At 32.6% G+C, this 12,492-nt stretch carries 13 protein-coding genes; 10 read left to right on the forward strand and 3 right to left on the reverse strand.

What is annotated here, in order from left to right:
* The first annotated feature begins 61 nt into the window (after positions 1-61).
* From OD917_RS22570 to OD917_RS06995, 3 genes are all read left to right on the forward strand, one after another.
* Positions 62-514, forward strand: coding sequence for an EamA family transporter (locus OD917_RS22570; protein WP_318013864.1), 453 nt, complete (start codon positions 62-64; stop codon positions 512-514).
* 22 nt (positions 515-536) lie between these two features.
* Complete coding sequence (gene yddG, locus OD917_RS22575; RefSeq protein ID WP_318013865.1) at positions 537-1,001, forward strand: aromatic amino acid DMT transporter YddG; 465 nt, start codon at positions 537-539, stop codon at positions 999-1,001.
* Between the two features lie 167 nt (positions 1,002-1,168).
* Positions 1,169-1,939, forward strand: a complete 771-nt coding sequence (locus OD917_RS06995) for a DUF2490 domain-containing protein (protein ID WP_263522834.1) — start codon at positions 1,169-1,171, stop codon at positions 1,937-1,939.
* 19 nt (positions 1,940-1,958) lie between these two features.
* Here OD917_RS06995 and OD917_RS07000 read toward each other — a convergent pair whose 3' ends face one another.
* Complete coding sequence (locus OD917_RS07000; RefSeq protein WP_263522835.1) at positions 1,959-2,921, reverse strand: YheT family hydrolase; 963 nt, start codon at positions 2,919-2,921, stop codon at positions 1,959-1,961.
* Between the two features lie 223 nt (positions 2,922-3,144).
* Here OD917_RS07000 and OD917_RS07005 point away from each other — a divergent pair, with 223 nt between their 5' ends.
* From OD917_RS07005 to OD917_RS07035, 7 genes are all read left to right on the forward strand, one after another.
* Entirely contained in the window at positions 3,145-4,467 is a 1,323-nt protein-coding gene (locus tag OD917_RS07005) for a TolC family protein (RefSeq protein ID WP_263522836.1), read from the forward strand.
* 4 nt (positions 4,468-4,471) lie between these two features.
* Positions 4,472-5,686, forward strand: a complete 1,215-nt coding sequence (locus OD917_RS07010; RefSeq protein WP_263522837.1) for an efflux RND transporter periplasmic adaptor subunit — start codon at positions 4,472-4,474, stop codon at positions 5,684-5,686.
* Between the two features lie 2 nt (positions 5,687-5,688).
* Positions 5,689-6,432: an ABC transporter ATP-binding protein gene (locus OD917_RS07015; protein WP_263522839.1), complete on the forward strand. Its 744-nt coding sequence runs from the start codon at positions 5,689-5,691 to the stop codon at positions 6,430-6,432.
* Between the two features lie 2 nt (positions 6,433-6,434).
* A complete protein-coding gene (locus OD917_RS07020) occupies positions 6,435-7,652 on the forward strand; it encodes an ABC transporter permease (protein WP_263522840.1) in 1,218 nt (405 codons plus the stop codon).
* Between the two features lie 12 nt (positions 7,653-7,664).
* Positions 7,665-8,702, forward strand: coding sequence for a sensor histidine kinase (locus OD917_RS07025; RefSeq protein ID WP_263522841.1), 1,038 nt, complete (start codon positions 7,665-7,667; stop codon positions 8,700-8,702).
* Between the two features lie 26 nt (positions 8,703-8,728).
* Positions 8,729-9,454, forward strand: coding sequence for a LytR/AlgR family response regulator transcription factor (locus OD917_RS07030; RefSeq protein WP_263522842.1), 726 nt, complete (start codon positions 8,729-8,731; stop codon positions 9,452-9,454).
* A 420-nt stretch (positions 9,455-9,874) separates the two neighbouring features.
* Positions 9,875-10,984 carry a sensor histidine kinase gene (locus OD917_RS07035; protein ID WP_263522843.1) on the forward strand — a complete coding sequence of 370 codons (1,110 nt, stop codon included), beginning with the start codon at positions 9,875-9,877 and terminating at the stop codon, positions 10,982-10,984.
* A 93-nt stretch (positions 10,985-11,077) separates the two neighbouring features.
* On the opposite strand, the gene OD917_RS07040 is transcribed toward OD917_RS07035, so the two are convergent.
* Positions 11,078-11,770, reverse strand: coding sequence for an SIMPL domain-containing protein (locus OD917_RS07040; protein WP_263522844.1), 693 nt, complete (start codon positions 11,768-11,770; stop codon positions 11,078-11,080).
* 51 nt (positions 11,771-11,821) lie between these two features.
* Positions 11,822-12,460, reverse strand: a complete 639-nt coding sequence (locus tag OD917_RS07045) for a rhomboid family intramembrane serine protease (RefSeq protein ID WP_263522846.1) — start codon at positions 12,458-12,460, stop codon at positions 11,822-11,824.
* Between the last annotated feature and the right edge of the window lie 32 nt (positions 12,461-12,492).

The following is a 12,492-nucleotide window of genomic DNA, read 5'->3' on the forward strand; positions in this document are numbered from 1 at the left end:
ATCATTTGAATTAATGAATATTATCAAAAAATTTGTGTTTATACTTTTAAACAGCGTAGACATGAAGAAAAAGAGTCTTTTCTTACTCACAATGACCAAACAGTCCAAAGCAACTCCAATTGGATTTTGCGCTATTCTATTGTGGAGCTCCATTGTAGGACTAATTAAAGAAGTCTCCCATTCTTTTGGAGCAACCGCAGGTGCGGCAATGATGTATACTGCAGCCTCTCTATTTCTGTTTTTAACCATAAAATGGACACCGCTTTCTAAATTCCCAAAAAAATATCTTTTTTTCGGGGCTTTATTGATGGTTTCCTACGAATTATGTCTTGCCTTATCTATAGGCTATTCACAAAATAGCAGACAGGCTATAGAGGTCGGGATGGTTAATTATTTGTGGCCAACATTTACAATGATTGCAACAGTTCTTTTTACTTCTAAAAAAGCAAACTGGCTAATTCTTCCAGGCATAATAATATCAATGTTAGGAATAGTTTGGGTCTCTAGGGGGTGAAAAGGGATTTAATATTTCAGAAATGATTGATAATGTCAAAGCAAATCCGCTAAGCTACGGATTAGCTTTTTTAGGAGCTTTATTATGGGCTGGTTATTGTGTTGCTACCATTCGCATTTCTAAAGGTGTGAATGGCATTACTTTATTTTTTATGATGGTTGCTGTTGTATTATGGATCAAATATCTTTTAATTCATGAAGACTTCCCTATGCATTTTAGTATTATGGCAATTATTTACTTGATATTAGCCGCATGTGCTATGGGATTTGGTTATGCCGCATGGAATATTGGAATCATGTATGGAAACGTTACAGCTTTGGCAGGAGCATCATATTTTACACCAATATTATCATCACTTCTTTCTTCGGTACTTCTTTCTACATCTCTTGGGTTGTCTTTCTGGCAAGGCTCAATAATGGTCTGTGCTGGTTCTATTCTCTGCTGGCTCTCAACAAAAAAGTTCTCTCAGAAAAAAAATAAAATTTAAAAAAACTTGCAATTTTAGCCAATTTCATTATATTAATCCGTTTATTTACAATATTTTACATTTACAAAACTAAAAAAAAAGAATACCTTTACTCTCTATTGTTTCCATTTATTGCTTCTACCAGTTCAAGAAATTTATTTACTAACTAATTTCTATCGTAATATAATATGAAGAACAATTTTATCTGGATTCTTATTTTACTTCTTCCTTTAGGAGTATCAGCACAGAGTACTCAAGAAAAAGAAATTAACCATCAGCTTCAAACTTGGATTTCTATAAATAGTGTTACCAAATTTACAGATCATTGGGCTGTAGTCGGCGATTTTCACATCAGACGAAACGATTTTTTGGCTGATCCCAGTTTCTATTTTATAAGGGGTGGATTTAGTTATATTCCGAATTCAAATATTTCATTAACAGCTGGATATGCTCATATGTGGCTTGCTCCTTCAAACCCTGATTGGAGTACTTTTGCAGACGAAAATAGAATTTACCAGCAAGCGCAGTTAAATGCCAAAGTTGGAAACGTAAGCATTCTTCAGCGCCTTCGAAACGAACAGCGCTGGCAGGAAAAAATTGTTGATGACAAACCAAGCGGAAATTGGCGTTTTACCAATAGAATTCGCTATTTAATGAGTTTTACTTTCAGTGTTTTCAATAATAAATCGTGGCCGAAAATGGTTCTTTCAGATGAAATTCTTTTGCATTTTGGAGAAGAAGTTGTTTATAATACATTTGATCAAAACCGTTTTTTTGTTGGAATCAAAAAAACTATTAACCCAAAATGGAGCTATGATTTTGGTTATATGAATGTCTATCAGCAGAAATATTCAGGTTATCAATATGATATGAATCATACTATCAGATTGTTTTTTTATCTGAACACCAGTATCCGAAAAAAAGCTCCATCAGCAATTGAAAATTCTGGTGACGAATGATTATTTCCTTTAAAATTCACTAAACTAATTGTGATTTAAAAAAATCATAAGCTCTTTTTTCTGCATAGGAATACATTGAATTACGGAGCGGAAAAGCACAATGTCCGCCATATTTTGGAGTCTCTAGATAAACATACGCACTGTCTTTCGCGATAGCTCTTGGATAGCATCTTTCACCCAAAAAAGGATCATCGAGCGAATTAATAATTAAAACTGGAGTAGTGATATTTTGAAGTGAAAATTCGGGAGAAACACGCTCGTAATAATCATCCCGACTTGCAAATCCATGAAGCGGTGCTGTAAAATATTGGTCAACCTCATCAAATGATGAAATTTTATCAATCTGATCACTATTTATAAAATCAGGAAATTGAGCCGCTTTGTATTTCAGCTTTCGCTTAATATCAATTGTGAAATTCTTTAAATAAACTCGGTTAAAACCTTGCTTAAGAACTTCTGCACTTGTTGCAATATGAGTTGGAACCGAAATTGAAACTGCCGCTTTTATACGTTCATCAACTTTTGTCCATCCTAAATAATTTAAAAGCTGAACACCGCCCATCGAATATCCAATCAAATAAACCTCTTCAAATCCTTTTTGTAAAGCAAACTGAACTACCTCATCAAGATCATCAACCGCTCCGTGATGATAAAGTCTTGGCAAGCGATTCATTTCTCCTCCACAAGTGCGATTGTTCCAAGCAAAAACTGAAAATCCTTTTTCTTGAAAATATACTGCACAGCTATTATTATACGTTCGGCGAGAATCTCCTTCTAAACCGTGACATAAAATAACCGCTTTTTTAGAGTCGTTTATAACAAAATCGATATTGATAAAATCTCCATCGTTTAGCTCAATTTTTTCTCTTGTATAACTTGGAGCTTCAAATTTTTTAAACAAAGCCGCATAAATAGTAGAAACATGTCTGTTGCGATGAATAATAGCAGGAAAATTATATTCTGATTGTTCAATTAGTGGCATGACATTTTTTTTATGGTGCTTACTACAAATCTAAGAAATCAATCAATACGTAGGTTTATTTCTCTTTTTAAAATTATTCTATAACACGAAGTTTTTTATATTTTTTCAAAATTTTTCATCTATACAAATAGACTTTCTATCTATATCAGCCAACCACCAGTCTATTGCATTACCATAGTTTACTGATACTTCTGAATTTTGATTCAAATTAAAAAAGTATCAAATGAAAGTCGCTGTAATAATAAGTTTTATACTATGTTCTTTTTTCGGTTACGGACAGGGAACATCAAATACTAAAAAGCAATGGACGCTCGAAGATTGTTTTGCTTACGCTAAAGAAAAAAACATCAGCATCAAAACAACCGTATTGAGTAAAAATGCTGCTGAAGTAAATTATGATCAATCGAAATCTTCAAGGTTGCCAAATTTAACGGGTTCTGCATCCCAAAATTTATCTTTTGGTAACTCTATTGATCCCATAACAAGTGATTATGTAAGTCAGAAAGTTAATTCAACAAGTGTTGGAATCAATTCATCAGTCACTTTATATCAAGGAAATCAGATTTCGAATCAAATCAAGCAAAATAAATTATTGGTTGACCAAAATTCTTCTTTTGTTGAAGAGGCGCAAAACAATGTAATATTAAGTATTACAGAAGCTTATCTGCAAATTTTATACAATAATGAAGGAATTCGAATTGCTGAAAATAATTTAAAAGCAAGTGAAAAAGAAGTTCAAAGAGCCAAACTAAGATTGGACGCAGGAAGTATTGCCAGAAAAGATTATACCGATGCGCTTTCGCAGGCGGCAACTAATAAATACAATCTTATTGCTGCTCAAAATGATCTTTCGAAACAAATTCTGGTTTTAAAACAATTACTCGAATTAGGTCCTGAAGAAGATTTTGAAATTGCATTTCCTCTCGAAAGCAAAATACCAGATGTAATTCCGAACAAAATCGAGGTTTATAATAAAGCTATCTCTTTAATGCCTGAAATAAAAGCATCGCAAATAAATGTGGCGGTTTCTGAGAAAGAGCTTGATATAGCAAAAGGTTCCTATTTACCAACTTTATCACTATCAGGAAGTTTGGGTTCTGGTTACACAAATACTCAAGAATTAAATTTCTCAGATCAATTAAATCTGAATTTTAATCAGCGTGTAGGTTTGTCATTGACAGTGCCAATTTTCAACAGAAATCAAACTAAAGCACAAGTGCAAAATGCGAAAATAAGTATTGATAAAGCCGAAATCGCTTTACAAACTGCACAAAAAGATTTGTATAAGAAGATCCAAACCGCTTGGGAAAATGCAACTGCTTCAAGCGAACAAATGACTTCCGCCCAATCAGCTAAAGAAGCTGCGGAAGAATCTTATGTTTTGGCGCAAAAAAAATATGAATTAGGAGCTTTGAGTACAACAGATTTAGTTATCAGCCAAAATACCTATACAAACGCTGCTCAAAATTACATTCAGGCAAAATACTTAAACATTTTATACACACAATTATTATCCTTTTATCAAGGAAACGAAATTAAAATCTAAAACAATGAAAACTAAAAAGAACAAAATTTTTGTATTATCTGCGATAGGCTTCTTAATTGTAGCATTTTGTTTTTCCTTTATTCCAGGATCTAAAGAAACTCCTATAAAAGTAGAATCTCTTAAAGCAAAAATAGCAGATATTAAAACGACAGTAACGGCTACAGGAACAGTTCAGCCAATTAATGAAGTTGAAGTAGGAACTCAGGTTTCTGGTGTTGTTGAAAAAATATATGTTGATTACAACAGCGTGGTTAAAAAAGGACAGCTTTTGGCAGAATTAGATAAAACCAATCTACAAGCCGCTTTGGTTCAAGCAAAAGCTTTATACAACAGCGCTTTGAACGAACAGAGATATTTACAAGGCATTTTTACCAGACAAAAAACTTTGTATGATAGCAACGTAATCAGCAGGTCTGATTATGATGAAGCTTTATACAATTTAAACAACGCAAAAAGCACTGTAGTTCAGCGTTCATCTGATTTGCAGAAAGCACAAACTAATTTAAGTTATGCAACAATTTACTCTCCTATTGATGGCGTAATTTTATCTAAAGCGGTTGACGAAGGACAAACAGTAGCAGCAAGTTACAGTACGCCTACTCTATTTACAATTGCTAAAGATTTAACTGAAATGCAGGTTGAAGCCAATGTTGACGAAGCTGATATTGGTCAGGTAAAACAAGGACAGCGCGTAACATTTACAGTTGATGCTTATCAAGGCGAAGAGTTTAGCGGTGTTATTACGCAAGTAAGACTTAACGCAACGACAACCTCGAATGTTGTGACTTATACTGTGGTAATTAAAGCTGATAATTCGAATCTAAAATTAAAACCAGGGCTTACGGCTACAATTTCTATTTACACATTAGAATTAAAAGATGTTTTAACAATAGAAGCCAAAGCAGCCAATTTTGAACCTGATGCCAAAATTTTAGCTAATTATCAAAAACAAAATAATATTTCTGTTAGTCCATTAGCATCTCCTAAAAATGAGGATAAAAAAACGGCTCAGGTTTGGATTTTAGACGGGAAAAATATTGTGCCTACAATAGTCAAATTAGGAACAAGTGACGGTATTAATGTAGAAGTTTTAAGCGGATTAAAACAAGACGATCAATTAGTTTACGGATTAAGAGAAATTACAAAAGAAGATGCTCCAGAAACGTCTGGAGACAATGACAGTCCTTTTATGCCTAAACCTCCAGGAAAAAAGAAATAAAAATGGCTAAAACAATTATAAAAATAGATAATCTAAAGCGTTCGTTTGTAATGGGCGAAGAAACCATTCACGCTTTAAAAGGGGTTTCTTTTACTATAGAAGAAGGTGAATTTGTAACTATTATGGGTTCTAGCGGATCGGGAAAAAGTAGTCTTCTAAATATTTTAGGCTGTTTGGATCAGCCAACCTCAGGAATTTACGATATTGATAATGTGGTTGTAAAACAGCAGACTAAAAAGGAATTGGCTAAAATTCGAAATGAAAAAATAGGTTTTATTTTTCAGTCTTATAATTTACTGCCCAAAACTACAGCTATCGAAAATGTAAAATTGCCTTTGATGTACAATACCAAATACGATTCAGAAGAAATGGATGCATTGGCACTAGCTTCTCTTGAAAAGGTAAATTTAAGCAATAGACTGCATCATACACCGGCACAGCTTTCTGGTGGTCAGCAGCAGCGTGTTGCAATTGCGCGTTCTTTGGTCAATAATCCTGTTGTAATTTTAGCTGACGAGGCCACGGGAAATCTTGACACCAGAACTTCTTATGAAATTATGGCATTATTTCAAGAGTTAAACAAACAAGGAAAAACAATCGTTTTTGTAACTCACGAACCTGATATTGCCACATTCAGCAGTCGTACTATAGTGCTAAAAGACGGACATATCATAAAAGATAGTCCCAATACTAATATTCACTCTGCAGCAGAAGCTCTTGCTGCATTGGGAAAAGAAGATGAATAATTATGAGAATTCTAAATTTATTTAAGATCGCATGGAGAGCCATTATTCTAAATAAGGTTCGAACTCTGCTTACAATGCTCGGAATCATTATTGGAGTGGCTTCGGTTATTGCAATGCTCGCTATTGGTGAAGGTTCTAAAGAAAGCATCAAAACCAAAATTTCGAGTATGGGTTCTAATATGATTACGGTTCGTCCTGGCGCCGATATGCGTGGCGGTGTTCGTTTAGATCCGAGCGCTATGCAAACCTTAACTTTAGGCGATTATGAAGCACTGAAAACACAAACCAAAATGCTTTCTGCGGTTTCTCCTTTGGTTAACGGGAGCGGGCAATCTATTTATGGATCACGCAACTGGCCAACCTCTATTTACGGAATTACTGAAGAATATTTAAAAATCAAAGTTTGGGAAGTAAAAACGGGAAGTATTTTTACCGATCAAGAAGTAAAATCGGCTGCAAAAGTGGCTGTGATTGGACAGACTGTAGCAACAAATCTATTTCAGAATGAAAACCCAATTGGTAAAATGATTCGTTTCAATAGCATTCCGTTTAAAGTAATTGGAGTGTTGGAGAAAAAGGGAGAAAGTACTTTTGGACAAGATCAAGATGATGTTATTTTGTCTCCTTATACTACAGTCCAAAAGCGTATTCTAGCCCAAGATTATCTAGAATCTATTGTGGCTTCTTCTTTAAGCGAAGAAAAATCGCAGCAGGCTGTTGATGAAGTTTCGCAGATTTTAAGAGAAAGACATAAAATTAAGGGAGACAAAGAAGATGATTTTAATGTTTTCTCCATGGAAGAAATGATTTCTACTTTTAGTTCAACCAGCGAAATGCTTACTATTTTATTAGTTGCAATTGCCAGTATTTCGTTATTAGTGGGCGGAATTGGAATTATGAATATTATGTATGTTTCGGTAAAAGAAAGAACAAGAGAAATAGGGTTGCGTCTTGCTGTTGGCGGAAAAGATACTGATATTTTGATGCAATTTTTAATAGAAGCCATTATGATTAGTGTCACTGGAGGAATAATTGGTGTATCTTTGGGATTAGGGACAACTCTTTTCATCGAAAAAGTACTCCATTGGCCAACAGCTGTAACAAGTTATTCTATTGTAATTTCGTTTTTAGTTTGTGCCATTACAGGAATATTTTTTGGATGGTATCCTGCTAAAAAAGCGGCTTCTTTAGATCCGATTACCGCATTGCGTTATGAATAAAACGATAAACTAATGAATTTTAAACAGAATAAATTATTAATAGGGTTTCTGCATATAATGATATGGTTTGTATTATTTATGCTACCCTATTTGTTATCATCAGGTCAAAATCAGGCAATAAAAGCGGTGCTTTTCTTTTCTTGGATTCCGTTATTTTTGTATTCCATCATATTTTATTGCAACTATTTTGTTCTTATTGAACGCTTTCTGTTTTCAAAAAAAATAATTTGGTTCGTTATCGCAAACCTAATACTGATTACTTTATTTATTTGGGCAAACCAATCGATCAAAGAGATTTTCTTTGATTTTCACGTACCGCACAATGACAAAAATGATGACTTTAGGCCTTCAAAAAGTCTTTTCATTTATAGTGATTTCATATTATTTAGCGTTCCTGTCGTTTTTTCTATTGCTGTAAAAACAACAGAACGCTGGATAAAAACAGAAGTCGAACGCAAAGAAGCTGTTACTATCAAATTAGAATCAGAATTGCAGCATTTAAAATATCAATTACAGCCGCATTTCTTTTTTAATTCATTAAACAACATTTATTCTTTGGTAGACACTTCTCCCGAACAAGCCAAACAAACCATTCATAGTTTGAGCAAATTGATGCGCTATTTATTGTATCAGACTAATGATGAAAAAGTTAGTTTAAAAAGTGAAATCCAGTTTATCATAAATTATATTGAATTAATGAAACTGAGATTTACAGAAAATACCAAAATCGAATATGACTTTCCTGTTCTAAAAACAGATCTGCAAGTTGTACCACTTTTGTTTATTTCTTTAATCGAAAATGCCTTTAAACACGGCGTATCGGCAAGTCAGGAATCAGAAATTATTTTTAAGATGGCTATTGATGAAAACCGAATTGATTTCAGCATCAAAAATCATAATTTTCCAAAGACCGAAAGTGATAAAAGCGGTTCAGGAATTGGCTTGCAAAACATGAAAAAAAGACTGAAATTATTGTATCCTGATAAACACGAATTTACCGCAACGGTAGTTGATGGCTTTTTTATAGTAAACCTTACTTTAGAAACTTAATTTTTGTAATTAATAAACGAAATTCTATGTCTGATAAAATAACTTGTCTGATTGTTGATGATGAACCAATGGCTTTGAATTTAGTTGAAAGTTATGTGGCAAAGACTCCTTTTTTACAATTACAAAAAAAGTGCAACAGCGCTATTGAAGCTTTGGAATTTCTAAATGAAGAACGCGTTGATTTAATTTTTTTAGATATTCAAATGCCTGATTTAACAGGTTTAGAACTTGCCAAACTGATTCCTAAATCTACAAGAATCATTTTCACAACCGCTTTTGATCAATATGCATTAGAAGGCTTGAAAGCTGAAGCAATCGATTATTTATTAAAACCTTTTGATTATACTGAATTCTTTACTGCTGTAAATAAAGCTAGAGAATGGTTTTCGATGGTAAAAAATGCCAAAAAAGAAAAAACCGATCAGATGGAATTCATCTTTGTAAAATCAGAATACAAACAGCTGAAAATAAATCTGGATTCGATTTTATATATCGAAGGTTTAAAAGATTACATCAAAATTTGGGTTAAAAATGAACCACATCCTATTCTCACTTTAATGAGTTTGAAAACAATGGAAGAAGAATTACCTGCAGATAAATTTATGCGTGTCCACCGTTCTTTTATTGTTGCGCTAAAAAATGTGGAAGTAGTTGAAAGAAGCCAAATCATAATCAACAAACAAAGAATTACAGTTTCAGATCAATACAAAGCACAATTCATGAGTTATTTATCTGAAAATTCATTGGACTAAAATCGGACTTTAAATGTAAAAAAAGTAATTCCTTTAATACAAGCCCTACAGAACCATTTTCTAGCTCAAGTCCTTTAAATACAATACTTCGCAGATTATTGCGTTAATTTGTATATTTGTTTATCCGAATTTTAATCAAGCTTCAGCCACTAAATGTTTGAACTTCTACCTGTAGATCCAAAAACTATTTTTCTGCTTTATTTATGGGGGAATTTTTTTACCTGCATTCTTATTTTCAGTTTTTCTTTTTCTTACTCAACGAGCGATAATAGAAAAACATTAAAATGGTTTGGCTTAGGCAAATTGATTCTTACAGTTGCTTGGGTGCTTGCACTTTTTCGAAATATCATCAGCGATTTTGTTTCGATTAATATTTCCAATTCCTTAATTTTTTGTGCCTGCTGTTTTGAAACTATAGCAATGTTATCGCTTATTAAGGCACATGCAAAAAAACTTTATCAGCTGCAAATTGCTATTACGGCAGTTTTCATATTGATTTTTAATATTGGAACTCTTTTTGAAGCCACAATGAATACTCGAGTTATTATTGGTGGCATCGGAATATTTGCTATTTATTTACTTCCAACAATTACTTATTTTACAGAAAAACAAAAAAGCTTTTTTAAAACCTTTTATGTACTCTGTTATATCGGATTTGAAATTTTAATCGTCATACGAACAATCTATAGATATCTGTATCCGCAAAATCTTATTATTTCTAATGATCTTTTTGATAGTTTGTATAGCATTTGTTTATTTCTTCTAACTCTTATTGGAATCGTAGGATTTTTGCTTTTAGTAAAAGAAAAACAGGATCATAAAATTAAAAAGCTTTTGAACGATAAAAATCAGTTCTTTTCTATTATCTCTCATGATTTAAGAGGACCATTAGGATCATCTGTTTCGCTTTCTGAGATTCTATTGGAAAATATAGAACAATACAGCCGTGAAGAAATTAAGGAAATATCAGAAAAGCTTCATGATTCGAATAAAAACATTTACAAATTATTGGAGAATCTGCTGGATTGGTCACGAGTCCAAACGGGAATGATTGCTTTCAATCCTAAGAAACTTTTGCTAAATGCCTTGATTCAAGAAAATATAGAATTAAGCAAAAATGTCGCTTTACATAAAAATATAAGAATCTTATTCGAATCTTCTGATCTTATTGAAGCTGAAGTTGACCAAAACATGATTAGTACCATTTTACGTAATTTACTAAGTAACGCTATTAAATTTACCGACAAGAATGGCGAAGTTAAAATTAAGCTTCAAAAAATAAACCATAAAATAGAAATCTCTATTAGAGATAACGGAATTGGAGTTCCTGAAAATATAAAAGAAAAATTATTCAAAATCAACGGAAAAGTTCTTCAAAAAGGAACAGAAAACGAGCTCGGAAGCGGACTCGGATTATTACTTTGCAAAGAGTTTGTAAATATTCATGAAGGCGAAATCTGGGTAGAAAGCAAAATAGGAAAAGGAAGTGTTTTTAAATTTACGCTTCCGATAAAAGTTATTAAATTATAAAATTCTAAATTCAAATCTAAAACATAAAAAAAAATCCAAATCCCAACATAAAATTGGAATTTGGATTTTTAAATATTGGTATTTTATAAACGTTTAGTCTAATACAAAACTTACACTAACATTTGCTGTTATTTCGATTTCGCCAATTGCAAGAGTTTCGTTTGAAGCTCCTCCCATTGAATCTGCTTCTTTCATTCTCATTGCAGCGTACATTGGCTGTGGGTGATAAACTTGAGAATTATCAGAAATTGTAAAAGCTTTACCCACTTTTTGTCCTAATACAGACACATATTCTTCTGCTTTTGTTTTAGCATCTTTCATTGCTAATTTTCTAGCTTCAGATTCATATTGAGCCATTTTAGATGATTCGAAAGAAACTCTGTCAATTCTATTAATTCCTTGCTGAACAAGACCTTCCATCAACTCATCGTATTTAGCTAAATCTTTAACTACAATTTCTACAGTTTGAGTAGCGTTATAAGATGTTTTCTTTTTCTCATAATCATACTGTGGATTTAAAGCAACTTGTTTTGTTTTAAAATCTGCTGTTGGAATATTCATTTTTTTAATGAATTTCAAAACAGCATCCATCTTTTCGTCGTTTTGTTTTTTAACGTCTTTAGCATTATTCCCTTTTGTTTCAACAGAAGCTGAAATACAAACCTGATCAGGGGCTACTTTTACTTTTCCTTCTCCATTAACGTTAATTAGAGGTACTTGTTTGATTTCTTGGCCGTAAGACATAGTCATAAACATGATTGTTAAAAATAATACTAGTTTTTTCATTTTTGTTAAATTTTAATATTTAATAAAAGCTTTTCAAAAGTTATGCCAGCATTACAATTTTCCCAATTTTGCCATTCCAAAAAGTATGACAATCGGGATTGCAAGCAAAATTACCATCATTGTATGGTCTGTAAACAATGATGGCATTTTTATTAAAGTAATTAAATAACCGCCTATAGCACCTCCAAAGTGCGCCGTGTGTCCAATATTATCATTTTTAGCTTTCATTCCGTAAATTGAGTATAATAAATACACAATTCCAAAAATGTAAGCTGGCATCGGAATTACAAAAAATATTCCGAGCATCATATTAGGTTCAAGTAAGATTGCCGAATATAAAACTCCAGTTACAGCACCAGAAGCGCCAACTGCACGATAACTATAATCGTTTTTATGGAATAACATCGTAAGAAGACTTCCAAAAATTAAGCTTCCGAAATAGACCAAAACAAAAGAAAACGTCCCGAGCCAATCTAAAACAACTGGCGCAAAAAAGTAGAGTGTTAGCATATTGAATATTAAATGCATCATGTCTACATGTAAAAATCCTGAAGACAACATTCGTAATTGCTCGCCAGAACGAATACTTCCTACATGAAATTCATATTTTCGAAAAAAAGAAAGATCATTAAATCCTTTGTAACTAATAACAGCGTTTGCAACGATAATACCTGCTAAAATGATATTCATAAATAATAATTATTGTGAATTGTAAATATAAT

The organism is Flavobacterium sp. SH_e (genome assembly GCF_025717045.1).
Classification (GTDB): domain Bacteria; phylum Bacteroidota; class Bacteroidia; order Flavobacteriales; family Flavobacteriaceae; genus Flavobacterium.